The following is a 22,969-nucleotide window of genomic DNA, read 5'->3' on the forward strand; positions in this document are numbered from 1 at the left end:
CGACTGGCCATTATCTTGACTACACTTCTTTGACGCATGCGTTCGCGCACGGCCTGGTGCCGGCAAAGGAGTGCTCGTGGCTACCCGATTCCCAACCCGGCAGCGTGGCGCGATCGGCCTGATGGCCGCCCTGACACTGGCCCTGGCGCTGGTGTTCGCCCTGTTGGTGATCGATAGCGGGCGGCTCTATCTGGAACAGCGTTCGCTGCAGCGGGTGGTCGACATGGCCGCCCTGGAAGCGGCTGGGCAAAGTGCGGTGTGCACCGGCAGCGGCCCGCAGGCGGCGACCGTGGCCCAGGCCAGCGCCGCACGCAACGGCTTCGCGCCCGGCGCCAAGCATACCCTGGCCACCACCTGCGGCACCTTGCAGACCGGTGCCGGCAGCCGGCGCACCTATACCGTCAACCCGAGCAAGAGCGAAGCGATCCGGGTCAGTGCCAGCAGCGCCGTGGCCACCAGCATTGCCGCCGGTGTACAGGCCCTGCTGAGCGGCGTCGCCGTGCCGGCCACCACCACCCTGCACGCCAGTGCGGTGGCCTCGCTGCCCAAGCCGCCACAGGCGATGCTGCGTCTCAAGAGCACCCTGCTGACCATCGACACACGCAAGTCCGATGTGCTCAACGCCCTGTTCAAGGCCCTTGGCGGCAACGTCAACCTCGACGTACTGGGCTGGCAGGGCATCGCCGACGTCAACGTCGACCTGCTGAGCTTTCTCGATGCCCTGGCCATCAAGGCCGGGGTGCAGGTGGGCAATTACGATGAACTGCTGGGCAAACAGCTGCACCTGACCGACCTGCTCGATGTCGCCGTCGACCTCGCCCGGCGCGGCGGCGCGGCGGCCCAGGTGGTGACCGACCTCGGCAAGCTGGTACTCGGTGCCGGCAACAACCCGCTGGTCAAGCTGGGCGATATCCTCGACATCCAGAACGGCGCGGTCCAGTCCGGCCTGGATGCCCAGATGCAACTGCTGCAACTGCTCAAGGCCTCGGTGATGCTGGCCAACATGAACACTGCGGCCACCGCCGAGGTGCCGCTCAACATCCCGCCGCTGGTCAAGGCCAACCTGCGCCTCAAGGTCATAGAACCCGAACAGATCTCCGCCGTGGGCAACCCGCAGTACGACACCATCAAGGTGCACACCGCTCAGGTCCGTGCGCTGGTCAGCCTGGAGCTGCCGCTGCTCAACAGCATCACCGGCCTGCTCAACGCCGTGCTCGACCTGGCCGAACCGCTGACCAACGTGGTCAGCAACCTGCTCAGCCTCAATCTGGTGGCCACGCTGGAGTCGGTGTTCTGCCTGCTGGCGATCCCGTGCAAGGTCAGCGACGTCCGTTTGCTGCCTGGGGTGGTACACCTGGACATCGGCCTGGAAGTCGCCAGCGCCAGCAGCCAGGTCACCCGCTACAGCTGCAAGCCGGACAAGACCCTGACCGCCAGCACCCGCAGTTCGGCGCTCAACGTTTCGGTGGGCATGTTCAGCGATCCCCAAGCCTTTTTCAGCACGGGCAACACCGCCATCTCGCCGCTGCCGCTGATCGACATCGGCAGCAAATACTGCACGCGCTTCCTGATACTGCCGTCCACCTGCGGCGCGCGCACCGCCTTCGCTGGCGGTGGCGTAGGGCTCAAGGTCAATGCGCCGCTGCTGGGCAGCAACTCCACCGGGCCTGCCACCGACCTGCTGTTTCGCAACGCCAGCGCACCACCGGACATCGACCTGCCACCGGCCTACATGGCCACCTCGGCCAGCGATATCGTGCAGAGCCTGAACAACACCATCAATGGCATCGAGCTGCAGGTGTACCGCCCGCTCAACGGCAACCTGCTCGGCAACGTGCTGGTGGTGGCCGGCAACCTGCTCGATGACGTCAAGGCGCTGCTGCAGCCAGTGATCAGGAACCTGCTCGGCAAGTTGGTCGACCCGCTGGTCAACACACTGCTCAAGGCACTGGGGCTGGACCTGGTGAACGTCGAGGTCGGTGCCAACCTCACCTGTGACGGCAACCGCGCTCAGCTGATGCTCTGAACCGGCAGCTCGATCACGAAACACGCGCCCTCGGCGCCATTGTGTGCGCTGAGCAACCCGCCCATGCCCTCGATGATCCCGCCACTCACCGACAGGCCCAGCCCGGTACCCACGCCGCTGGGCTTGGTGGTGAAGAACGGCTCGAAAATCCGCTCCAGCAGCCGCGGGTCGATGCCGCCGGCATTGTCGCGCACCTGCAGGCGCACCCCACCCGCCACCGGCTCGGCCTCCACCGCGATCCAGGGGCGCAACTGCGGGTCGGCCTCACGCCGGCCCAGCAAGGCGTCGCGGGCATTCACCACCAGGTTGATCAGCACCTGCTCCAGCTGATCGGCATGGCCGCGCACATGGCAGCCGCTCAGCGCCGGGCCCAGGTTCAGCGCCACGCCCTTGCCGGCCAGGCCGTCGGCCAGCAACGACACGGCACCCTCAACCGCCTGCCAGGGCTCGAACAGTTGCTGTTCGACCTCCGAACGCCGCCCGAACACGCGCATGTGGTCCACCACCTTCGAGGCCCGCAGCACCTGCGCATCGATGCGCCTGAGCTTGTCCTGCAGGTATTCCACCTGCACGTCGCCGTTCTCCAGGCGCTTGAGCGCGTTGACCACCGCCATGCGCATCACGTTCAACGGCTGATTGATCTCGTGGGCGAGGCCGGTGGCCATTTCGCCCAGGGTGGCCATCTTCGCGCTCTGCAACAGCTGCTGCTGGCTGCGCCGCAGCGCCGTGTTGTCGCGCCCCACCGCCTGTACCTCCAGCAGACGGCCCTGCTCATCGAACAGGCCGCGGTCGGACCACACCCACCAGGCATGTTCGCGCCCCGGCAGTTGCAGGCAGATTTCGGCACTGCTCACCGGCTGCTGCGGGGTCAGGCCGGCCAGGCGCTGCACGAACGCCTCGCGCTGGGCCGGCGACATCCACTGCCCCAGGTCGCTCCCGGGCAACTGGTCAGGTCGGCACTCCAGGTAGTCGGCCAGCGGGCGGTTGCCGAACAACACAGTCAGGTCGGGCCGGTAGCGGCAGATCATCGCCGGCGAGTCCTCCACCAGCACCCGGTAACGTTCCTCGCTCTCGCGCACCCGCTCGGCGGCCAGGGTCGCCTCGGTCACGTCGAGCCAGATACCCACGGCTTCCACCGGCAGGCCCAGGTCGTCACGCAGCAGGCGCGCTTCATCCAGCACCCAGTGGTAGAAGCCCTGCGCATCGCGCAGGCGGTAGCGGCTGCGCACCTGGCCCTCGCGCAGCAGGTCGCGGGTACGTTGCAGCCACAGCCCCTGGTCGTCGGGGTGTACCCAGTGCGCCGGTTGCAGGTCGGCAGCGGGCGTCCAGCCAAGCAGCGGCTGCAGGCTGGCACTGAAGAATTCGGCCTGCAGCGCGCCGGCGTCATAGCGCTGGATATAGATCACTGCCGGCGAACTGGCGATCAGGTTGTCCAGCCGTGCGTGCGCGGCCCTGGCCTGCTGCTCCTGGGCCTTGATATCGCTGATGTCGAGCATGAAACCCTGCAGACGTCGCTGCTGCCCCTGCCCGTGCACATCGCCACAGATGCGGTACCAGCGCAGCGACGCGGCCTGCAGGCGCACGCACAGTTGCAGGCTGCAGCCCTCGCGCTGCAGCGCCTCGAACGCCAGTTGCGCCGCCTCCCGGTCGGCCGGGTGCAGCAGCGCCCACCAGGCCGGCAGCGCCAGTTGCGCACTCACGCCGAAACTGGCCGCCAGCCCCGGTGCCAGGTGCAGGTAGGGCTCGTGCAGCGACCACTCCCACCAGCCCGCACCGAGCAACCCCTGTACATTGTCCAGGCGCTGCTGGCTGGCCTGCAGGCGGTCGCCGGCCAGGCGCGCCAGCAGCGGCTCGGCCATGGCATCGAGCAGCAGGGGGGCCGCCTCGGGCCGGGCCTGCCCGCCCTCGTCCGCGCACAGCAGCCAGGCCTGGGCCTGATGCTGCTGCGCATGGCCAACCACATACAGCGCGTGAGTCGGGCAGAGCACCTGCAAGGTCGGAAACTCGGCGCTGCACAGCACGCGCCCCGACGGCAGGCGGTCGAGCACCGCGCTCAGGCGTGCATCGTCGGCCCAGGGCACGCTCGATGCGTCCCGCGCGAAGGTGTGCCAGCCGCCAGGGGTGCGCAGCAGCAGCGCCGCCCAGCCCATGCGCCAGTGCCAGGCCAGGCGCTGCAACTGCTCGGCGGCCACCTGGGGCAGGCGCTCCAGGCTGCAATCGCGCAGTGCTGCGCCGACCTGGCGGGCCAGTTGCTGCTGGCGCCGGGCATCCTGGCCCTGCTGACGCTGCTGCAGCAGATCGCCCACATCGAATAACTGCAACAGCCAGTCCTCGCCCTGGGCCAGCAACCAGCCGCGGGTGTGCAGGGTGCTGCCATTGGCGGTTCTGAAGTCCAGGTCCAGCGGTTGTGCCTGCCAGTCGGCGGGCTCGCCTTCGAGCACCAGCAGGCTGTGCGCCTGCACGTAGTCCTGCACCCGCGCAGCAGCCTGCGCGGGCAGCGCCAGGGCGCTGCGCAGCGGGCCGCCCAGGCGCAGCACGCGGCCCTTGTCATCGAGCCACAGCTGCAGGCCCACCGCCGCCGGTACCGGGGCCTGCGGTGCGGCCACCGCGGCGGCCGGGCGCCCGCGCCAGCGATCGAACAGGCCGTGGCCACCGCTCAAAGCTGAAGGCTCGCGGTGGCGCCAAGGGTTGCCGGCAGGCGTGGCACCTCGCCCACCACCGGCAGGTCGAGCACCGGCAGCACCGTCGTGAGCCGGGCCTTGGCGTAGTTGATGCGCACGGTCAGCAGGTTGGTGTTGCTCAGGGTCACGACCGCGTCGGTGCCGGGCTGGAACTTCAGCGTTCCCGGCATCCACGCCAGCTGCTGGGCCAGCACCTCGCGGGCCAGTGCCGGCACATCGGTGCGGTAGGTGGCGCTGGTCGGGTCCAGCGCCATGCAGCGACGCACCGCCTCGCTGCTGGCCTGGTGGAACGACTGCAGCATCAGCAGTGGCAGGGCGTAGCTGACCACCCCGTAGAACACCGCGAAGAACACCACGAACACGGCGGCGAATTCGATCGCCGCCGCACCTTTTTGCCGTCTTGCAAGGCCTGCTTTCATGATCGCGTCTACCCTGACAATGACACCCGCAATCAAGCATAGAATCAATCACGACCAAGGGATGGCATTTCGCCTATGCAAAGCATCGTCCTGCTGCTGTGGCTCGCATTGTGTGCCGAACAGGATGCCCGAGAAAGGCAGATCAACAACACCTTGACCCTTGGCGCCGCAGCCTGCGCCCTGGCCTATCTCTTCATCACCGGACACACCTGGATCGGCGCCGATGCCAGCGAGGGTGGCTGGGCGCTGCTGATCGTGATGCTGCTGACCCTGCCCGGCTACATGCTCGGGCGCCTGGGCGCCGCCGATGTGAAACTGCTGGGTGCGCTGGCGCTTGCCACTGATCGGATGTACCTGCTGGGCACCTTCATCGGTGCCGGGGTGGCGGTGGTGATCTGGTTGCTCAGCCGCCGCTGGCTGTGGTCCCTTCTGAGTCAGAAGGTTAAGCAACGCTTCAGGCAGGTGATCGAAGAAGCGTCAAAAAAACAGCCCTTCGCCCCCTTCGTGCTGGCCGGCTTTTTATTGGCTGCGGTATGGATCCATTGATCGAACAACCCGTCTAACCTGCTGTACATACGTTGTACATAGCCGCCAACTGCGTCTATTTTTCTAGTCACTGCCCCTCGATGCCACAAGCGTCATGGCCGTACCAGGAAGGGCACGTCAGCAGGGAGTTGCGTGTGAACAAGCCAGTGAGTCCATTCAAGGTGTTGATCGTCGACGACCAGCCGTTGATCGTCGAAGAGCTGTGTGAATTCATCGAGGGCAGCGGGTACCGGTGCGTACCGTGCCACAGCAGCCAGCAGGCCATCGAGCGGTTTACCGAAGACCCGGCAATCGGCCTGGTGCTGTGCGACCTGCACATGCCCGAGCGTGACGGCATCGAGCTGGTCAAGGCGCTCAAGGCCATTGCCGGCAAGCAGCGGATCTTCGAGGCGATCATGCTCACCGGGCGGGCCGAGAAGCAGGATGTGATCAAGGCGCTGCGCGAGGGGTTCGCCGACTACTACCAGAAGCCGGTGGACCTCCCCGAATTGCTCGAAGGGCTCAAGCGCCAGGAGACCGCGTTGCTGGAGCGGCAGAAGAACTTCCAGCACCTGGGCCACCTCAACCAGAAGCTGCAGTACCTGGCCGAATCCATCGACGACCTCTACCAGGACCTGGGCAAGGCCCGCGAGCAGGTGGTGGGCACGGGCCTGGGTGGCGAGGATGCAACGGCAGCCGAGAGCATGCCGGCGATCTTCGACCAGCTGTCACCGCGCCAGCTGGACGTCGCGCGGCTGGTGGGCAAGGGCCAGACCAACTATCAGATCGCCTGCGAGCTGGGCATTACCGAGAACACGGTGAAGCTGTATGTGTCGCAGGTGCTGCGCCTGACCCACATGCACAACCGCACCCAGCTGGCCCTGGCGCTGGCGCCCAACCCCTCGGCGCTGCGTCAGCGCATAACGGCGCATTGAACAGGTCGCCGCTGCCTTCGAGCCTTCGAAGGCAGCGGTGAAACCTGAAACAAATTGGATATGCCAGCCCCCTTGGGCTATGCAAGAATCCGGGCCACTTCTCGTCGATGTGTGGCCTGCTCAAGCATGACTTCATTTCTCAAAGGGCTGTTTGCCCCCAGCGGTGCGTTCTTCGGCTCTATCGCCATTTTCGCTACCGTTCTGGTGGGTGCTTACATCTCCCTTTACAGCTCGGCAATAACAGGACAGTTCAACAACCTGTGCCTTGGGCTGTTACCCACCTGCGAGGGGGCGCCGCTGAATGAAGCGTCCACGGCATTCAGGCTGTTGCTCTACCTCGGCCTGTTCCTGTTGCTACGGGAAATAGCCGTCAACCGGGAAAACAACTCGGCGCGCAGCCAACTGCACAGTTACATAAAAAGCACTCCGTCAAAGTCGTTTCTCGGAAACTACTCTGCCTACATGCGTATCCTCGGCGCCCGGCGTCTGGAAATCAAAGCGGAGCTCAACAGCGAGGCGCCCAAACCCGACGTGGTCCACAAGCTGATGCGCGAGTGCCTGCACGGTGTGTTGTCGCTGGCCAAGGACTGGGATGGCAATGAAGGCAAGTCGTCGGTCTATCGAGCCAACATCATGACCCTGGTGCCATCGGGTTTTCTCGATACGGTAACGCTTGCCGACGGCAGCATGGACAACATTGCCCGCATCATCGATTCCAGCAAGCTATTTCTGTACAACAACTCAACACTTGGCAAACTTGCAAAGTGCAGTGGCATCCTGGTGCTTGAAGATACGACTTTCACGGTGTCTACCAAAGTCGAGTTCGGCGAGCGGGACGACTTCATAAAAGAGCCGATTTGCTTCCCTTATGTCGAACAGGGTTATGCCGGTTTCACAACGCAACCCATCATCCCCGGCGCCCCCATGTGCGCCAGTTTCGGTATGGCGCAATACCTGCACCATACCCAAAGCGAAATATCTCTGTTTCTGGACAATCTTGCATACAAGAACCGCGAGTTCTGCAATCGCTTCAAACATGATGTACTGGAGTATTACAACGATATAGAAGAAGCCCAGTCGATACTCTCCATTCCCATTCAGGTTCGACGCGAGGCGGATGCGGAACAACTCCCTGTCTATGAAACCATCGCCGTAATGAATATATACCGCAACAAAAAGGGGATTTTCCGCGATGAAGACAGCGCGATGAACTTTGCTCAACTTCTGGAGCCGATTTGCTATCATTTCGGGAAAATGCTAGTATCGCTAGCGCAAATAGAACCTGAAACATGACACTCAGCGTATATTTTCATTACTTTCAGGAGCCGTAGATGACCTCCCTAAAAGTACTAAAAACCAGATACAAGGAAGAGAGCCCCAGCAAGCGCTCCTCCGAGCAAACCCGGGAAGCCCTCAAGAGCATGGTGCTCAGAAACTTCTCCGCCAAGCCCAAATCGTGAATGAAGCCCAGCCGACGCTGGGCTTTTTCTTGGGCATGACTCACTTGTCGCTATTGCTGGTCTTCTCCCACCGGAAGAAATCCGGAATCACGTATTTGTAGGTATCCAGCCAGCGTTGCATGCTCTGGTCGCGCTCCTTGGGCGTGGCGCTCTGCGGGGTCTTGGAGGCCTGCGCGCCGCTGGCCTGCAACTGCAACCACGCCTCGGTGGCCGACTGCGCCTTGGACGAAGGCCCGGGCTCGATCGCCTGGGCCAGGCCCGGCAGCACTACCAGCATCACCAGTATCCGACTGTTCATGACGACCTCTGCACGGCAGCCACACTGCCAGGTTTGAGTTGTTGGGCGCGCGCCTGCGCTTCGTTGAATTGCGCCGCACTCAGGCCCAGCCGGCTCACCAGGTCGGCCGCCTGCTGCCACTTGTCCTGGTACAGCAGCAAGGTCACCAGGTTGACCGCCGCCAGACGGTCGCTGTCCTTGAGTTCGATTGCGGTCAGAAACTCGAAGCGCGCCTGCTCCAGCTTGCCCTGGTTCAGGTACACCACCCCCAGGTCGTTGCGGATCTTCTCGTCGGTGGGGGCCAGTTGCATGGCCCGTTGCAGATGCTGCAGCGCCTGCGCGTTGTCGCCACGGGCCGCCGCCATCTGCCCCAGCCCATGCTCACCCTCGGCCGCCAGGCACCCGCCAAGCAGGCTGCGGTACAGCGGCTCGGCCTCGCTGCGTCCGAGCAGGCGCAGTACCTTGGCCTTGCGCACCCGCACCTGGGCCAGATCGGCCGGCAGCGCCTCCAGGTGCGCAAGGCTGGCATGCGGGCGCCCGTCGGCAAGCATCTCGTCGGCCATGTTCAGCGACAGCTCCTGGCTCGAATCAGGCTTGGCACAACTGGCCGTCGAGCCCGGCATGGCGAGCCACGGCGCCGAGCCATCCGTGGCGCAACCACCGAGCAACAACAACCCCAGCGCCGCGATGCATGCCTTCATTGCGTACACTCCTCTCAAGCCCCGAATGCCCTGGCCAGGGCGGTGAAGCCCGGGCCGGCGAGTACGATCAGCAACGCCGGGAACAGAAACAGCATCATCACTGCCGACATCTTTCCCGACATCTTCGAAATCCGTTCCTGCAAGGTGGTCAGGCGCCGGTCATCGAGCAGTTGCTTGAGTGCCAGCAGCGACTTCATCGCCCCGCCCCCCTGGGTCAGCAACTGGCGCAGGATGATGCAGGTGTCGCTGAACGCCTCCACCCCCAGCAACTGCGCGGTCTTCTCCAGCTCCGGGGCCAGCGCCAGCCCCGAATCGACCCGTGCCAGCAACAGCCGTAACTCCTCGCTCAGCACCGGCAGCAGGCGCTGCCCCTCCAGGCTCAGCAGGCGCAGGCTCTGCTCCACCGCCAGGCCCGACTCGAACATGATGCGCAGCAGCGGTATGAAGGTCGACACCTCCTGCGCCACCTGGCGCTGACGGCGTGCCGCCAGCAGCGCCAGCAACCGCTTGGGCAGCAGGTAGCCCAACCCCAGCCCCATCAGCGGGAACAACCAGGGCGAACGGCTCTCGCGAAAGAACACCTCCTGCACCAGCACCGCCGCCCCCATCAGGCATAGCGGCAAGCCCACCTGGCAGGCCGCGAACAGCGAGCGCTGGCGCGAACGCCGCCAACCCACCCGGTCGAGCAACTGGCGGGTCTCGCCGTCCAGGTTCAGCGAACGTTGCCCCAGCCGGCTGTCGCCCATGCGCTGCAACCAGCCGCGCAGTGCCGGCTCGTCCGGCGCACGCCCCTGCAGGCGTTGCTCCACCAGGCGCTGGCTGCGCCGCTGACGCAGCCACTGACCCAGCAGCAGGGCGAACGCGCCAAACAACAACACCGCACTGAGCAACAAGGCCATCTCAGATACTCCGCAACATGCGCCACAGCGCCAGACACCCCAGCGCCTGCAGCACGAAGGCACTGAACAGCAGGCGCTGGCCGACACTGTCATGCCACATGGTCAGCAGGTAATTGGGGTTGCTGAACATGAAGTAGCCGGCCACGCTGACCGGCAGCACCGCCAGCACCACGGCGGTGATGCGGGTTTCACCGGTCATCGCGCGCAGCTGCCGCGCGCCCTGCTCGCGCTCGCGAATCACCTTGATCAGGTTCTCCAGCAACTCGCTGGCATTGCCGCCATAGCGGTGGTTGATGCGCAGGCCCAGAGCGAACAGGCGCAGCTCTTCACGCGCGTACACTTCGGCCAGATCCGACATCGCATCGTCCAGGCTCACCCCCAACTGCACGTTGCGCTTGACTCGCTGCATGGCCCCCAGCAACGGCTCGCGCGAGGCATCGATGGCCCCCAGCACCGCATCGCTCAGCGTGCGCCCGGCCTTCAGGCTGCGCACGCAATGGTCAAGCAGCACCGGCAACTGTTCGATAAGGCGGCGTACCCGGTGCTGGTAGCGCCAGGCCAGGAACAGGCGCAACAGCAACGGCCACGCCAGCAGCACCAGCAGCAGGCCAGGCCAGCCGCCGTACAGCCCGGCGCACACGGCCAGCAGCAGCCAGCCTGCCACCCACGCCATCAGCCGATCATTGCGGCGGTCGAAACCTGCACGCAACAGCATCAGCTCGAGCCAGTCGGGGCCATGTGGCCCGCTGTTGTCGGCGGCCTGCTGGTGCTGGCCCAGGCGCTGCAGAATGCGCTCGTTGCCCGAGCGGTGCAGGCTGGTATAGAACAGGCGCATCGAGATGCCGAGCATGACCACGCCCCCCAGCCACAACCACACCGCGCCGCTCACGGCCCGGGCTCCGCATCGTTGAGGTCACGGCGCAGCTTGTCGCTGGCCGGGTTGACCGCCTCGCGCAGGAAGGTGTCGCCGCCGCGCCGGTCGAGGCGAAACAGCGTGTTGGTGACATACACGTCGTCGCGCACCCCCACCACCTCCAGCACCTCACTCACGCAGCGACGGCCATCGGGCAGGCGGGCCAGCTGGATCACCACGTCGAGCGCGGCGCAGATCATCTGGCGCAAGGTCTTCTCGGCCACCTGGCGACCGGTCAGGCCCACCAGTGTCTCCAGGCGCAGCAGCGCGTCCTGCGCGTTGTTGGCGTGCACCGTGCTCATCGAACCGTCGTGGCCGGTGTTCATCGCGGTCAGTACATCGAGCACCTCGACCCCGCGGATCTCGCCCAGGATGATGCGGTCCGGACGCATGCGCAGGGCGTTGCGAATAAGCTCGCTGGCCTTGATCTCGCCATGCCCCTCGGCATTGGGCGGGCGGGTTTCCAGGCGTACCACGTGCGGGTGATCCAGCTGCAGCTCGGCCACGTCCTCGATGGTCACCAGGCGTTCACGGGGGCTGATCAACTGGCTGAGAATGTTCAGCAAAGTGGTCTTGCCGGTGCCGGTGCCGCCGCTGACCAGGATGTTGCAGCGCTTGCCCACGGCTCGTTGCAGAAAGTCGAGGATCGCCTGGTCGATGGCGCGGGTGGCCAGCAGGTCGGCGCTCTTGAGCATGTCCTTGCGAAACTTGCGGATCGACAGGCACGGCCCGTCCAGCGCCACCGGCGGGATGATCGCATTCACCCGGCTGCCGTCGGGCATGCGCGCATCGACCATCGGCGACGACTCGTCCAGGCGCCGCCCCAAAGGCGCGAGGATGCGCTGCATCACACGCTCCACGTGATGCGCGTCGATAAAGCGCAGGTCGGTCTGCTGCAGCACGCCCGCGCGCTCGATGAACACCCGGTGCGGACCGTTGACCAGGATCTCGGTGACGCCCGCATCGCGCAGCAGTACCTCAAGCGGGCCGAAGCCGGTGAGCTCGTCGACGATCTCCTCGGCCAGGCGCTCCATCTCGTAGCGCGACACGGCCAGGTGCTGGCGCGCGATGTAGTCGCCCACCTGCTCCACCACGAACTGCGCCAGCGCCGGGCGGGCGCCCTCCAGCAGGTTGAGGCCGGTATCCTCGATGGCATCGATGATGTGCCGGTGCAAGGCCCGCTTGAGCCCCTGCGGGTCGCTGCCCGGGTTTTGCCGCGGGCCGCCGAACAGCTCGTCGCCGCTCATCTACTTGTGCCCCCACAGGCGCTTCATCCAGTTGCCCGCCTTCGGTTGCAGGCTTTCCGAACGTCGTGCCAGCCGCTCGCCCAAGGCCTTGAGCGCCTGGGTCAAGGCCTCGCGCGGGGCCACCTCGAACAGCGACAGCCCCTGGTTCTTGGCGTTCAGGCGCACCTCGGGGCTGTAGGGCAGCACCACCAGCACCGGCAGGCCATAGCGCTTGCCCAGCGCGTCGGAGTCGGGCGCCACGCTGCGCAGGTAGCGGTCCACCAGCAGGCTCGCGTGTTCCAGTTTCATGCCCTTCTCGCGCCACAGGGTCAGCACCTCCAGGTTGCGCCGGCAGTCCAGCACGTTCTGGTCGGTGTACCAGATCAGCTTGTCGCAATGGCTGACGAAGGTGCGCAAGGGCTCGCTGTCGGGCTGCCCGGCCAGGTTCACCACGATGTGCTGGAAGTGCTGGCGCAGCGCGCTGAGCAGCATGTACAGCTCGGCCGCGCTGGTGCGCTCCAGTGCCTCGTCGCTGTCGGTATAGGCCAGCAGGCGCAGGCCCGAGGGTTCGCGGGCGAACGCGCTGTCGATCAGGGTGGCATCCAGGCGGCGCAGGTGGCGCAGCGCATCACCGAAGTGAAACGAGGCCTCCAGCCCCAGCAGCGCCAGGCTGTCGCCACGGGGCAGGCCCAGGTCCAGCAACAGGGTCTGCTGACCACTGCCCTGCACCACCCGCGCCAGGTGACTGGTGAGCAGGGCGCCGTCGCTGGCGCACTGGGTGCCGTACAGCACCGTCAGGCCGCCCAGGTGCGGGTTGCTGGTCACCGGTGGCAGGCGCTTGCTCAGGCGGCGCACCAACCCGGCCACTTCGCTTGAGCGCGAGCCGTAGGCGACGAAGTCCCGCGCACCGGCGCGCATCGCATTGAGCACCAGCTGGTTGTCCATGCCATCGCCCAGGGCAACGATCGCCAGCATCGGCTTGGCCTCCAGCACCCCTTCGATCAGCGCGCACTGGCTCACCACCTGCTCGCGGTCCAGGCCCACGAACACCAGGTTGGCGAAGGTCACATCCACCAGTGCGAGCAGTTCGTCGAGGCTGCCGCTGCCGGCCCCCACCACCTGGCCCAGCGGCGCCAGGGCGGTTTTCAGCCACTGCAGGTCACCGTCGTCACGGGTGATCGCAAGGAAGGTCTGGCTCAGGCTCTGGCTCATTGGCTCAATCCACTGCGCTGTTCGAAATTGCCGTTCTCGAGAAAGAACAGGCGCCCCCAGCTCGGGTCGTAGGTGCGCAGGCGCTCGCCGGGCAACTCGGGCAACTTGGCATTGGCCGCCAGCGGCTGCACCAGGCGCGGGGTCACGATCATCAGCAGTTCGGTCTCCTCACGGCTGATCGACGACTGGCGAAAGAACGCGCCCAGGATCGGCACGTCGCCCAGGCCCGGAAACTTGTCCACCGCCGAGCGCGCACTGCTGCTGATCAGGCCGCTGATGATGAAGCTCTCGCCATCGGCCAGCGACACGCTGGTGTCGGTGCGCCGCACCGTCAGGCCCGGCACGGTGACGCCGGCGATGCGCACTGCGTTGTTGTAGTCCAGCTCGCTGACCTCCGGCGCCACCTTGAGGGTGATGCGGTCGCGGCTGACCACCGTGGGTGACAACGCCAGGCGAATGCCGAACTCCTTGTACTCGATGGTCACCGTGTCGCTGCCGGTGCTGGGCACCGGAATGGGGATTTCGCCGCCGGCCAGAAAGCTCGCGGTCAGGCCGCTGAGTACCACCAGGCTGGGGCGCGCCAGGGTGTAGGCGAAGCCGCTGCTCTCCAGCGCATCGATGGCCGCCAGGAAGCGGCTGCTGCCGCCGCCCCACACGATATTGAACACATCGTTGTTCAGCGGGATGCTCGGGCGCACCTTGACCAGCCCGCCAACGCCGCCACCGTCGGGGCTGGTCACCGCACCCGGCACGTAGCCCGGCGACACCGTGGTGTTGGGCACGCTGCCCGGCGAGCCGAACAGCGAGTTGTTGGAACCCTTGAAGAACAGCCGCGTACCGGCCTCCTTGAGCTTGGTGCGGCTGACCTCGACAAAGCGGATATCGGCCTGCACCTGGCTCGGCAGCAAGGGGTCGAGGCTGGGCGGCAAGGCGCTGTCGGCCATCTCGGCAGTGGCCCGGCCCTTGATGAACAGCATGCTCTGGCGCGGCACGCTGGCGCATGCGGTCCACAGCATCAGGCTGGTGGCGCCGGGGCCCACGGCGCTGACCACCACGCCGCGCTCGCCACTGGCCTGCACATCGGCGATGTTGGGGTCGCCCACTGCCGCCCGGGTGATCGGCACCGGCAGGCGGATCTCCTGCTGCAGGCCCTGGTCCAGCTCGATGCTGGCCGGCACCGGGCTCAGCCCGGCACAACCCGACGGCGCCGCCAGGGCATGGGCAGCCGGCCCCCCCAGCAACAACAGGGTCAGGATGGAACGCTTGAACATCAGCTCGGAACGACTGCTCATCAACGGGCATCCTTGCTTCGATCAGGGGGTGGGCGTTGAAGCCTGGGGGCCTCGAATGATCTGCATCTGGTGCCTGGGCGCCTGGCCTGCAACCGGGGTTGCGGCCGGGGTCATGGCCAGTTGACTGAAGCGAAAGACGTCGCGGTTGGCGTTGTCCAGTTGCGGTGCAGCGGCCTGCGGGTCGGCCCAGTAGCTGGCCAGGCGTTTCTCTTCGGCGCTGCGTACCGCCAGGCGCAGGCTGCCTGCCTGGGCGGCCAGCAACAGGCGGCTGGCCAGGGCCTCAGGTACCGCCAGCACCACGGTGCGCGCCATGGCGCGACGCTGTTCCTGGGCCGCCTTGGCATCGGTGTCGGCCTCCGGCGGGCGGCCATCGTTGGCCAGCCCCAGTTGCTCGCCCACGCTGAGCAGGCGCAAGGCCGGCACGGCCACCTGGGCCGAGGCCTGCGGGTTGAGGTTGTCTTCGCGCAGGTACAGCAGCACATCCACGTAGTCGCCGGGGCGCAGTTGTCCGGCGGCGCCGACCACTTCGTCCACCGCCACCGCCAGGGCGCGCTCGCCGGGGTGGATCATGCGCGCCAGCGGCCCACCGGCCTCGAAACTGCTCTCCTCCAGCCAGGTACCTGCAGGCAGGGCCCGCCAGCTGGTGCGGCCCAGCACCTGCTCGGGGCGCTGGAAGCTGCCGGCCGGGGCCACCAGCAGGCGCTCGACACTCAGATCCTCGGCTGTCAGCACGGTGTAGGCGGGTACGTCGCGGCGCAGCACCAGCACGGGCTTGCGCAATGCGTCGGTGCCAGCCTCCGTGGCCTGGTCCACCGGCTGAGCCGGGCCGGCCGGCCCTGGCGCCGCCGCTTGCGGGGGCTCCGGTGCCTCGGATGCACGGCTGAGCACCAGCCCCCAGTAACCTGCCAGCACGGCACCGATCAGGAACAGCACGGCAAGGATCATGGTGATGCGACTGCTCATGTCGGCGCTCCCTCTGCCTGAACATCCCTTCGGCCGCGCGGTGTGCGAACTGGCCCGCAAACATGAAGTTGCAAGTAACTATTTCGCTATTTGACGGTAGCGCAGCTAGGACAAAACGCCATTACCCGTCAGTTTTTTTTCGGTCCGAAACCCGACACCCCCTGAAAACAACAGCTTATTGGCGCCAGCGTTGACACCCTTACTTTGGTATTAATGCCTTCTTACATTTGCCGGTTTCGAACCGCTTGACGATGCTGTGATGGCAAAGGGGAATCACCGTTTCCGGGCCCCATTACCCGCGCCTGTGGCGCAAGGAGAAGTACCATGGTCCTTTCCCGCATCCTCAAGCACTGCAAGCTGTTCTTCCATCGCAAGGACGGCGCGTCCGGTATCGAATATGCCATCGTGGCCGCCATGGTGGCCGTGGTGATCATCGGAGTCTCGACCGATGTGGGAGGCGGGGTGAAAAAGGTCTTCGACGACATCGTCGCCGCCCTGCCCTCAGCCTGATGACAGGACCTGAACATGCCGGCTTCCCACTCACGTCAACAGCTGCTGCTGGTGGATGACGAAGAAGACGCACTGCTGGAGCTGGCCGAGCTGCTGGAGGGCGAGGGCTTCTGTTGTCACACGGCAACCTCGGTCAAGCTCGCCCTGCAGCAGTTGACGCGACATCCCGACATTGCCCTGGTGATCACCGACCTGAACATGCCGGAAGAGAGCGGCATCTCGCTGATCAGGCGCCTGCGCGAGCACACGGCGCGTCAGCACCTGCCGGTGATCGTCACCTCGGGGCATGCCGACATGGATGCGGTCAGCGACCTGCTGCGCCTGCAGGTACTCGACCTGTTCCGCAAGCCGATCTACCACCTGCGCCTGCTGGAAACCCTGGACAACCTGTTCCCCAAGCCCCGCCTGCAACTGGTTCAGTAACGCCTGGCCGCCACGCGGCCCTCGCGGGTCAAGCCCGCTCCCACAGGTAGTGCGCATACCTTGTGGGAGCGGGCTTGACCCGCGATCGGTCGTCACAGCTGGTAACTGAAACTCAACGTATACCGTGGCCGCCGATTGAAGCTGTCCAGCGCGATATCCGACATCGGCTTGGCCGCCTCCAGCGAGATGTTGTAGTAGCGCGCATCGCCAAAGCGCAGCCCCAGCGCCGCCGACGACAGCCGCGAATCACGCACCGCCAGTTCGTTGAACCAGGTACGCGCGGCGTCTACCACCACGTACGGCTGCAGTACCTTGAGCCAGCTGCCATCGCGCTTGAAACTGTAGTTGACCTCGTATGCCGCACCCCAGCCCTTGTCACCGGAAGCCTGATCGCTGGGGTAGCCGCGGCCGAAATTCTGCCCGCCGAACACCGCGCGCTCGCTGTCGGGCAGGCTGTCGTCGGTCCAGTACAGCGCCGCCGATGCCACCCCCTGCCAGTTCTGCAAGAACCGGTCACTCTGCACCCCCGACAGGCGCAGGCGCAAAAAGTCCAGGTCGTAGTCGCTGTCGGTCTTGGCACCGAAGTGATCGAGGCCCTGGTACACACCGGCACTGAGGATGCGCAGCTGCTGCGCATCCGACTTGCTCCAGTCTGCCTCGAAGGCAAAGGCGCGCACATCGGTGCGGGTACTGACCTTCAATGGCAGGCCGACCACCCGGTAGTCGGTGCTGTCGTTCACCGCATAGAAGCGCGCTGCCACGTTCAGCCATTCGTTGCTCGAGGCGATCAGCGCCTGGCTCAGGCCGATGGAGTAACGGTCGTTCTCGCGGTGCTGCTTGAGGTCTATGCCGTTCTCCAGGCGCACCCGCGCCGCCGGGTTGCTGCGGTAGGTCGAGGCCGAAAGATTGAGCTGGGTGCCTTCGGCGTCCACGTACTGCGAGTAGTCGAGACGGTAGTAGCGTTCGTCATCCTGCCCCGGCGGGAACAGCGCGCTGAAGCTCAACTGCTCGGCCACCGCGGTCTGGGCGTTGCTGTTCAGGCCGAGCAGCGCCTGGGTGTCGTCGCGGCTGCCGTCGGTGAGGCTCAAGGTACTGGTGAACGGCTTGCGCGAGGCCTGCGCGATCAGCCGCGTGGCGCCGTCGGTGGTGCCCGGCGGCGGCACCTGGGCCTGCAAGGTCAGGCCCGGCACCCGGCTCATCAGCGCGGTGTAGCGTTCGAAGGTCTTGCGGGTGAGCGGGCGCTCGGCCTTGAGCTTGCCCACCAGCTTGTCGAGGTAGGCCGACACCGGCCCCACATCGCCCTGCAGTTCGTAATCACGTATGTAGCCTTCCACCAGCACCACGCGCAGACGGCCTTCGGCGAAGTCCTGCGGCGGCAGGTAGGCATACGACAACAGGTAGCCATCCTGCTGGTAGCGCTGGGTGAGGCGGCGGGTGGCCTCGATCAGCTCGCCCAGGGTCACCTCGCGGTCGAGCAGGCCCTGGTAGTTGTCGCGCAGTTCGCTGAGCGGGTAGATGGTGCCGCCTTCGACGCGCACCCGCTGCACGCGCACCCGCGTGCCCATCAGCAGCGGCTGTGGCTGCTGGCCGGCATCCGGTGCGGGCAGGTTCAGTTGGGGAGTGACGGGGCGAAAGGCATCGGCGGGCAGGTTGGGCGCTGGCAGCTTGCGCTCGGTCTCGTTGCTGTTGAGGAAGCTCGGCAGGGGCTCGGCATGCAGCGAAGCCACCCAGGACAGACCCAATAACGCGACGAACATCGATCGCATAGGACACTCCATGATCCTGAAAAATACGAGGGAACCAAAGACGGTTCCCTCGTCAGCCTCAAGCGTAGGTGTTGCCCGTAAAATCGTCTAATCGATGATGGCCATTTAGTTACTTGTTACCCCCGAGGCCGCCTTTCAGGCCCGTGGTCAGGCCATTGAGCAGACCGCCCACGCCGCCGCCCCCTTGCCCGTTGCCGTTGACCAGGGTACCGACCTGGCCCACGGTGCCGCCCGCGGCATTGACCGTCGCCCCCAACTGGGTGGTGACCGGGTTGTTGCCGGCTGCGGCAATCTGATTGCCCACCCCGCTGACTGCGCTGCCCACCTGGGTGACCAGGCCGTTGACCGGCGCACCGATGCCGGTTGCCGCGCCTACCTGCTGGGTAACGCTGGTCACACCGCTCACCACCGGGGTGAGGCCGGCGCCCACGCTGTTGCCCAACGCAGCGGTGGGCACCCCGGCCGGCACGCTGGCCACGCCATTGCCGCCCAGTACCGGCCCCAGCGAGGCCACGGTCTGGCCCACCTTGTTGACCGTGCTGCCTGCGGCGTCGAGCAGGCCGTTGCTGCTGCCGGCGCCGAGCCCGCTGCCCAGGCCCGCCACGGCGCCACCGGCGGTTTCCAGCAGCCCCGCACCGGGGGCGCTGCCACCGCTGCCGGTGCCGGTGTTGACCAGGCCACCGCTGGTGCCGACCGCCGTGCCGACATGGCTTACCAGCCCGCCGACGGCGGTGGTCAGCGGGTTGCCGTTGCCGGCACTGGCGACCTTGTCGCCCACCCCGTCGACTGCGCTGCCAACCTTGTTCAACAGGCCGCTGACCGGTGCACCCACCCCGGTGGCATCACCCACCTTGCCGGTGGCGCCTTCCACCAGCGACACCACCTTGACCACCTGGTTGCTCAATTGCTGGTTCAGGTTGCCCAGCTTGCCGGTGGTGCTCTGGGTGCTGAGGGTATCGCCAAGCATCACCACCACGTCGCCGACCTTGTCCACCACACCGTTGACCACGGGTATCTGTTCGATCAACTGGCTGCTGGCCACCGACTTGACCCCGCCGCCGATATCCGACACCCCGTTGCCCACGCCCTTGACCGTCTCGCCCAGGGCATTGCTGCCAGTGCCAAGCGTACCCAGGCCCTTGCCCAGGCCATCGCCGATGCTGGTGACGGCGTTGCCGGTGGCCGTCACCAGGTCGCCGGCACCGGTGCTGCCCACTACCGGTACGCCGCTGACGGCGTTGCCCACGCCGGACACGCCCGTGCCCACGCCCGACACGCCGCTGCCAACCTGGGCCACCACCTGGCCGACGACCGTGGTCGAGGTCGTGCCACCACCGTTGTTGCCGCCACCACCATTGTTGCCACCGCCGCCATTGTTACCGCCACCGCCGTTGTTGCCACCGCCGCCATCCGTACCGCCACCGCCGGTGCCACCACCGCCGTCCGTACCGCCACCGCCAGTACCGCCGCCGCCGTCCGTACCGCCACCGCCAGTACCACCGCCGCCGTCCGTACCGCCACCACCTGTGCCGCCACCACCGTCAGTACCGCCGCCGGTACCGCCACCACCACTGCCGCCATCGGTACCCGAATCGGGTGTGGAACTGCTTACGTGACTCTTGTGACCGCCACCGCCGCTGCTGCAACCGGCCAGGCTCACGGTCAAGATCAACATCACTGCCGTACTTGCTTTGATCCACGCTTGAGTTTTCATGGCGACTCCCTGCTACTGCTGCCGCTGCTTTTATAGGTGTGAAGCACCGGGTTTCCGGCCACTCCACGTCCGTTGCAGCTATCTGAGCGCGCAGGCGCAAGGGGAACAATTCTGAGCTTGGTATTAACCCGATATATACAGTCGCAGCACCAGCAAAAGCCCTTTTGCTTCAGGCACTTGAAAGCAAGGGGAAGGTGCTTTGGCAGCCCTTCCCCTTTCGCGTTATATCCATCTTACGGGTGCGGGGTCAGTCGTTGACCTGGAACTCGACCCGCGCGGTCTGCCCGCTGGCATCCAGCACGCTGAGCTCGTAGCGCCCCACCTCCTCCAGGTTCACGGCCAGCGCCGCCTGGGCTGTGGTCTCGCCCAGGGGTGCGCCGTTGAGGAACCACCAGCGCTGGCCTTCGCCACCCAGCGCCGAAACACTCAGGTGCAGGGCATCGCGGCTGGTGGCGGGACGACGCAACTGGTCGCCCGGGCGTATCCCCACCACCGACAACGGCGCGGCACTGGCCGGTACCTGCGGCGGGCAGCTCGGGTCGATGGCCGGCAAACGCGCCTCGCGCCGCTCCAGGCGCGGCAACCACGGGTCCAGTGGCGCCGGCCACAGCGCGATGTCGCGCGGCGCGGCCCCCGCACAGGCTGCATCCACCCGCAGGCCCCGGGCATTCACCCACACCTTCTCCAGCAGCCCCACCCCCAGGGGCTGGTCCTGCGCGAGCAGGGTCGGCGGCGTGGTGTTGTCCAGGGTCCAGGCAAAGCGCTGGCGCCGGCAGTTGGGGTCGGTACGTGCCATGGGCTGGCCCAGCGGCCAGCAGACCGCCGCCACCCCGACGTTGCCCGGCACTGCCGGCACCGGGGCGGCAATGCCGCGCTGGCTGTCGCGGTTGCTCAGCACGTCATGCACCTGCAGCATCAGCGGCGCGGCCGAGGCCAGGCCGAACTGCCCCGGCACCGGGGTGCCGTCGGGGCGGCCGATCCAGATGCCGATCAGGTAGCGCGGCCCCACGCCGATCGACCAGGCATCGCGAAAGCCGTAGCTGGTGCCGGTCTTCCAGGCCAGCTGTGGGCGCTGCACCAGTTCGGCGTGCGGGTCGCGGTCGGGACGCGCCTGGCCACTGAGGATGCGCCGGATGATCCACGCCGAGCCCGGCGACAGCAGCCGGCGCTCGACCAGCGGCGCATCCGGTTGCAGGCGCAGTGGCGCGCTCATGCCGTCGCGGGCGAACGCACTGTAGCCACTGACCAGGTCTTCGAGGCGGCTGCCGGCGCCGCCCAGGATCAGCGACAGGTTCGGCTCGGCCGCCGTCGGCAGGCTCAGCGGCATGCCGCCCATGCGCATCTGCGCGGCAAAGCGCTTGGGCCCGTAGGCTTCGAGCAACTGCACCGCCGGCAGGTTGAGCGACAACGCCAATGCCGAGCTGGCCGCCACCGGGCCACTGAAACCCATCGAGAAATTGCCGGGGCGATAGTCGCCATAGCGGCGTGGCACATCCTGCAGCAACGACTCCGAATGGATCAGGCCGTCATCCATGGCCATGCCGTACAGAAACGGCTTGAGGGTCGAGCCCGGCGAACGCAGGGCAGTGATCATGTCGACGTGGCCGAAACGGCGCTCATCGCCAAGGTCCACCGACCCCAGGTAGGCGCGCACTGCCATGGTCTGCGACTCCACCACCAGGATCGCCGCCGAAGTGCGCTCGGGCAGGCGTGCGCGCCAACCCAGCAGCAGGTCTTCCAGGCGCCGTTGCAGCGCAGCGTCGAGGGTGGTGTGGATCAGCGGCGGGCTGTCGGCACGGTTCAGCCGGCGAGCCAGCAGCGGAGCCAACGCCGGCTCCTGGCGTGGTGCCAGCAGCAGCGGTTCTTCCTGCGCTTCGGCGATGCGCTGCTGCGGCCACACCTGGTACTCGCCCAGGCGTTGCAGCACCTTGTCCCGGGCCAGGCGCGCGCGCTCCGGGTGGCGGTCGGGGCGCAGACGGCTGGGCGCCTGGGGCAGCACCGCCAGCAGCGCAGCCTCGGCCGGGGTCAGTTGCAAGGGCGACTTGCCCAGGTACGCCCAGCTGGCCGCCGCCACACCCTGCAGGGTGCCGCCGAACGGTGCGCGGTTGAGGTACAGCTCCAGGATCTGGCGTTTGGACAGGTGCCATTCCAGCTGCGCGGTGCGCCACACCTGGCGCAATTTGCCCGGCAGCGTGCGCGAGTGCGGGTCGAGCAGGCGCGCCACCTGCATCGACAGCGTGCTGCCGCCCGACAGCACGCGCCCGCCCGTGAGGTTCTGCCAGGCGGCACGGCCCAGGGCCAGCGGGTTGACCCCGGGGTGCCGGTAGAACCAGCGGTCCTCGTAGGTGAGCAAGGCTTCGAGGTAGTAAGGCGACACCTGATCGAGGGTGACCGGGTAGCGCCACACGCCCTCGGCATCGGCAAAGCGCCACAGCGGCGTGCCGTCTTCGGCCAGCACCACCCGCGCCAGATCGTCGGCCGGCATCGGCAATGGCCACAGGCGATCAGCCAGCCACAGCAACAGCACGCCGGCAAAGGCGGCGCACAGCAGCCGGGCGATGCGCGAGCGGGGTCGGGCTAAGCTGAACATCAGGCGCGGACACCTTTTTGCGTGGGTGAGGAACCGAGCCGGCAGGATGATGGCCAAAGCTCTGGGCACGGCGACTGCGCCGTAGCGTCGATCAGGAAGCGATTATGCATGTAGAAGGTTTTTTCGAATGGCTGGGGCAAGCGCTTGGCGCGGTGATCCGCTTCGTGGTGGATGCCCTGAGCGGGTTGTTCAATCTGCTGGCCAATGCCGGCGGCAACTTCATCGACGGCCTGGCACGCACACTGGGCATGGACACCTCGCTGGTCAGCATCCTGATGCTGGTGATCGGCCTGCTGTTGCTGTACTCGGCGGTGCGCGCGTTCATGCGCGCCTCGATCATCATGGGGATCATCTGGCTGATGCTGGGGTTGTGGGTGTTGAGCTGGGTGGTGCGGTGACAGCATCGCGGGTCAAGCCCGCTCCCACAGGGATTACTG

Annotated in this window: 21 protein-coding genes; 8 read left to right on the plus strand and 13 right to left on the minus strand. The window is 66.5% G+C overall.

Going from position 1 to position 22,969, the window contains the following annotated elements; all coding sequences use genetic code 11:
• The first annotated feature begins 76 nt into the window (after nucleotides 1-76).
• Nucleotides 77-2,026, plus strand: a complete 1,950-nt coding sequence (locus tag ACPRTJ_RS07160) for a pilus assembly protein TadG-related protein (protein WP_426428472.1) — start codon at nucleotides 77-79, stop codon at nucleotides 2,024-2,026.
• On the opposite strand, the gene ACPRTJ_RS07165 is transcribed toward ACPRTJ_RS07160, so the two are convergent.
• On the minus strand, nucleotides 2,011-4,686 hold the full coding sequence (locus ACPRTJ_RS07165) for an ATP-binding protein (RefSeq protein WP_426428474.1): 2,676 nt from the start codon (nucleotides 4,684-4,686) through the stop codon (nucleotides 2,011-2,013). The two genes, ACPRTJ_RS07160 and ACPRTJ_RS07165, sit on opposite strands and share 16 nt — an antisense overlap.
• Nucleotides 4,683-5,126, minus strand: a complete 444-nt coding sequence (locus ACPRTJ_RS07170; protein ID WP_043860940.1) for a TadE/TadG family type IV pilus assembly protein — start codon at nucleotides 5,124-5,126, stop codon at nucleotides 4,683-4,685. The genes ACPRTJ_RS07165 and ACPRTJ_RS07170 overlap by 4 nt, the downstream gene beginning before the upstream one ends.
• A gap of 75 nt (nucleotides 5,127-5,201) precedes the next feature.
• On the opposite strand from ACPRTJ_RS07170, the gene ACPRTJ_RS07175 reads away from it, so the two are divergent.
• The 4 genes from ACPRTJ_RS07175 to ACPRTJ_RS07190 all read left to right on the plus strand — a co-directional run bounded on the left by ACPRTJ_RS07175 (nucleotide 5,202) and on the right by ACPRTJ_RS07190 (nucleotide 8,046).
• Nucleotides 5,202-5,672 carry an A24 family peptidase gene (locus tag ACPRTJ_RS07175; protein WP_043860939.1) on the plus strand — a complete coding sequence of 157 codons (471 nt, stop codon included), beginning with the start codon at nucleotides 5,202-5,204 and terminating at the stop codon, nucleotides 5,670-5,672.
• A gap of 134 nt (nucleotides 5,673-5,806) precedes the next feature.
• Complete coding sequence (locus tag ACPRTJ_RS07180; RefSeq protein WP_043860938.1) at nucleotides 5,807-6,586, plus strand: response regulator transcription factor; 780 nt, start codon at nucleotides 5,807-5,809, stop codon at nucleotides 6,584-6,586.
• A gap of 126 nt (nucleotides 6,587-6,712) precedes the next feature.
• The gene (locus tag ACPRTJ_RS07185; protein WP_054916643.1) at nucleotides 6,713-7,879 is read left to right on the plus strand and encodes a hypothetical protein; all 1,167 of its coding nucleotides are present in this window, start codon (nucleotides 6,713-6,715) and stop codon (nucleotides 7,877-7,879) included.
• Nucleotides 7,880-7,917: 38 nt separating this feature from the next.
• On the plus strand, nucleotides 7,918-8,046 hold the full coding sequence (locus tag ACPRTJ_RS07190) for a hypothetical protein (RefSeq protein WP_256582768.1): 129 nt from the start codon (nucleotides 7,918-7,920) through the stop codon (nucleotides 8,044-8,046).
• Between the two features lie 40 nt (nucleotides 8,047-8,086).
• Here ACPRTJ_RS07190 and ACPRTJ_RS07195 read toward each other — a convergent pair whose 3' ends face one another.
• Genes ACPRTJ_RS07195 through cpaB form a run of 8 tightly spaced genes read right to left on the minus strand, consistent with a single transcriptional unit; the run spans nucleotide 8,087 to nucleotide 15,529 of the window.
• Nucleotides 8,087-8,344 carry a DUF3613 domain-containing protein gene (locus ACPRTJ_RS07195; protein WP_258661304.1) on the minus strand — a complete coding sequence of 86 codons (258 nt, stop codon included), beginning with the start codon at nucleotides 8,342-8,344 and terminating at the stop codon, nucleotides 8,087-8,089.
• Nucleotides 8,341-9,024 carry a tetratricopeptide repeat protein gene (locus ACPRTJ_RS07200; protein WP_043860936.1) on the minus strand — a complete coding sequence of 228 codons (684 nt, stop codon included), beginning with the start codon at nucleotides 9,022-9,024 and terminating at the stop codon, nucleotides 8,341-8,343. The genes ACPRTJ_RS07195 and ACPRTJ_RS07200 overlap by 4 nt, the downstream gene beginning before the upstream one ends.
• A 14-nt stretch (nucleotides 9,025-9,038) precedes the next feature.
• The gene (locus ACPRTJ_RS07205; RefSeq protein WP_054916706.1) at nucleotides 9,039-9,923 is read right to left on the minus strand and encodes a type II secretion system F family protein; all 885 of its coding nucleotides are present in this window, start codon (nucleotides 9,921-9,923) and stop codon (nucleotides 9,039-9,041) included.
• Nucleotide 9,924: 1 nt separating this feature from the next.
• Nucleotides 9,925-10,773: a type II secretion system F family protein gene (locus tag ACPRTJ_RS07210; RefSeq protein WP_286901664.1), complete on the minus strand. Its 849-nt coding sequence runs from the start codon at nucleotides 10,771-10,773 to the stop codon at nucleotides 9,925-9,927.
• 35 nt (nucleotides 10,774-10,808) lie between these two features.
• Nucleotides 10,809-12,083 (minus strand): CpaF family protein, encoded by a 1,275-nt coding sequence (locus tag ACPRTJ_RS07215; protein WP_043860934.1) that lies wholly within the window; start codon nucleotides 12,081-12,083, stop codon nucleotides 10,809-10,811.
• The gene (locus ACPRTJ_RS07220) at nucleotides 12,084-13,274 is read right to left on the minus strand and encodes a pilus assembly protein (RefSeq protein WP_043860933.1); all 1,191 of its coding nucleotides are present in this window, start codon (nucleotides 13,272-13,274) and stop codon (nucleotides 12,084-12,086) included.
• The gene (locus ACPRTJ_RS07225; RefSeq protein WP_054916708.1) at nucleotides 13,271-14,566 is read right to left on the minus strand and encodes a type II and III secretion system protein family protein; all 1,296 of its coding nucleotides are present in this window, start codon (nucleotides 14,564-14,566) and stop codon (nucleotides 13,271-13,273) included. Before ACPRTJ_RS07225 ends, ACPRTJ_RS07220 begins: the two co-directional genes overlap by 4 nt.
• A 21-nt stretch (nucleotides 14,567-14,587) precedes the next feature.
• Nucleotides 14,588-15,529, minus strand: coding sequence for a Flp pilus assembly protein CpaB (gene cpaB / locus ACPRTJ_RS07230; protein WP_426428479.1), 942 nt, complete (start codon nucleotides 15,527-15,529; stop codon nucleotides 14,588-14,590).
• Nucleotides 15,530-15,853: 324 nt separating this feature from the next.
• Here cpaB and ACPRTJ_RS07235 point away from each other — a divergent pair, with 324 nt between their 5' ends.
• Both ACPRTJ_RS07235 and ACPRTJ_RS07240 read left to right on the plus strand, forming a co-directional pair.
• Entirely contained in the window at nucleotides 15,854-16,039 is a 186-nt protein-coding gene (locus ACPRTJ_RS07235; RefSeq protein ID WP_043860930.1) for a Flp family type IVb pilin, read from the plus strand.
• Between the two features lie 15 nt (nucleotides 16,040-16,054).
• Complete coding sequence (locus ACPRTJ_RS07240) at nucleotides 16,055-16,462, plus strand: response regulator (RefSeq protein WP_043860929.1); 408 nt, start codon at nucleotides 16,055-16,057, stop codon at nucleotides 16,460-16,462.
• A 92-nt stretch (nucleotides 16,463-16,554) separates the two neighbouring features.
• Here ACPRTJ_RS07240 and ACPRTJ_RS07245 read toward each other — a convergent pair whose 3' ends face one another.
• The 3 genes from ACPRTJ_RS07245 to pbpC all read right to left on the minus strand — a co-directional run bounded on the left by ACPRTJ_RS07245 (nucleotide 16,555) and on the right by pbpC (nucleotide 22,532).
• A complete protein-coding gene (locus ACPRTJ_RS07245) occupies nucleotides 16,555-18,228 on the minus strand; it encodes a ShlB/FhaC/HecB family hemolysin secretion/activation protein (protein WP_426428481.1) in 1,674 nt (557 codons plus the stop codon).
• A 109-nt stretch (nucleotides 18,229-18,337) separates the two neighbouring features.
• Nucleotides 18,338-19,903 (minus strand): collagen-like triple helix repeat-containing protein, encoded by a 1,566-nt coding sequence (locus ACPRTJ_RS07250; protein ID WP_353230225.1) that lies wholly within the window; start codon nucleotides 19,901-19,903, stop codon nucleotides 18,338-18,340.
• 286 nt (nucleotides 19,904-20,189) lie between these two features.
• Nucleotides 20,190-22,532 carry a peptidoglycan glycosyltransferase PbpC gene (pbpC, locus tag ACPRTJ_RS07255; RefSeq protein ID WP_104572961.1) on the minus strand — a complete coding sequence of 781 codons (2,343 nt, stop codon included), beginning with the start codon at nucleotides 22,530-22,532 and terminating at the stop codon, nucleotides 20,190-20,192.
• Nucleotides 22,533-22,636: 104 nt separating this feature from the next.
• On the opposite strand from pbpC, the gene ACPRTJ_RS07260 reads away from it, so the two are divergent.
• Nucleotides 22,637-22,930 (plus strand): hypothetical protein, encoded by a 294-nt coding sequence (locus ACPRTJ_RS07260; protein ID WP_043860925.1) that lies wholly within the window; start codon nucleotides 22,637-22,639, stop codon nucleotides 22,928-22,930.
• Nucleotides 22,931-22,969: the final 39 nt, after the last annotated feature.

The organism is Pseudomonas palmensis (assembly GCF_049942755.1).
Lineage (GTDB): Bacteria > Pseudomonadota > Gammaproteobacteria > Pseudomonadales > Pseudomonadaceae > Aquipseudomonas > Aquipseudomonas palmensis.

Bases quoted from the DNA above. Each gene is read 5' to 3' on its own strand.
- ACPRTJ_RS07225 (WP_054916708.1), bottom strand. From the start codon at position 14,566: ATGAGCAGTCGTTCCGAGCTGATGTTCAAGCGTTCCATCCTGACCCTG.
- ACPRTJ_RS07245 (WP_426428481.1), bottom strand. From the start codon at position 18,228: ATGCGATCGATGTTCGTCGCGTTATTGGGTCTGTCCTGGGTGGCTTCG.
- cpaB (WP_426428479.1), bottom strand. From the start codon at position 15,529: ATGAGCAGTCGCATCACCATGATCCTTGCCGTGCTGTTCCTGATCGGT.
- ACPRTJ_RS07170 (WP_043860940.1), bottom strand. From the start codon at position 5,126: ATGAAAGCAGGCCTTGCAAGACGGCAAAAAGGTGCGGCGGCGATCGAA.
- ACPRTJ_RS07260 (WP_043860925.1), top strand. From the start codon at position 22,637: ATGCATGTAGAAGGTTTTTTCGAATGGCTGGGGCAAGCGCTTGGCGCG.
- ACPRTJ_RS07195 (WP_258661304.1), bottom strand. From the start codon at position 8,344: ATGAACAGTCGGATACTGGTGATGCTGGTAGTGCTGCCGGGCCTGGCC.
- ACPRTJ_RS07210 (WP_286901664.1), bottom strand. From the start codon at position 10,773: ATGCTCGGCATCTCGATGCGCCTGTTCTATACCAGCCTGCACCGCTCG.
- ACPRTJ_RS07235 (WP_043860930.1), top strand. From the start codon at position 15,854: ATGGTCCTTTCCCGCATCCTCAAGCACTGCAAGCTGTTCTTCCATCGC.
- ACPRTJ_RS07205 (WP_054916706.1), bottom strand. From the start codon at position 9,923: ATGGCCTTGTTGCTCAGTGCGGTGTTGTTGTTTGGCGCGTTCGCCCTG.
- ACPRTJ_RS07200 (WP_043860936.1), bottom strand. From the start codon at position 9,024: ATGAAGGCATGCATCGCGGCGCTGGGGTTGTTGTTGCTCGGTGGTTGC.
- ACPRTJ_RS07190 (WP_256582768.1), top strand. From the start codon at position 7,918: ATGACCTCCCTAAAAGTACTAAAAACCAGATACAAGGAAGAGAGCCCC.
- ACPRTJ_RS07175 (WP_043860939.1), top strand. From the start codon at position 5,202: ATGCAAAGCATCGTCCTGCTGCTGTGGCTCGCATTGTGTGCCGAACAG.
- ACPRTJ_RS07240 (WP_043860929.1), top strand. From the start codon at position 16,055: ATGCCGGCTTCCCACTCACGTCAACAGCTGCTGCTGGTGGATGACGAA.
- ACPRTJ_RS07185 (WP_054916643.1), top strand. From the start codon at position 6,713: ATGACTTCATTTCTCAAAGGGCTGTTTGCCCCCAGCGGTGCGTTCTTC.
- ACPRTJ_RS07215 (WP_043860934.1), bottom strand. From the start codon at position 12,083: ATGAGCGGCGACGAGCTGTTCGGCGGCCCGCGGCAAAACCCGGGCAGC.
- ACPRTJ_RS07220 (WP_043860933.1), bottom strand. From the start codon at position 13,274: ATGAGCCAGAGCCTGAGCCAGACCTTCCTTGCGATCACCCGTGACGAC.
- ACPRTJ_RS07250 (WP_353230225.1), bottom strand. From the start codon at position 19,903: ATGTTGATCTTGACCGTGAGCCTGGCCGGTTGCAGCAGCGGCGGTGGC.
- pbpC (WP_104572961.1), bottom strand. From the start codon at position 22,532: ATGTTCAGCTTAGCCCGACCCCGCTCGCGCATCGCCCGGCTGCTGTGC.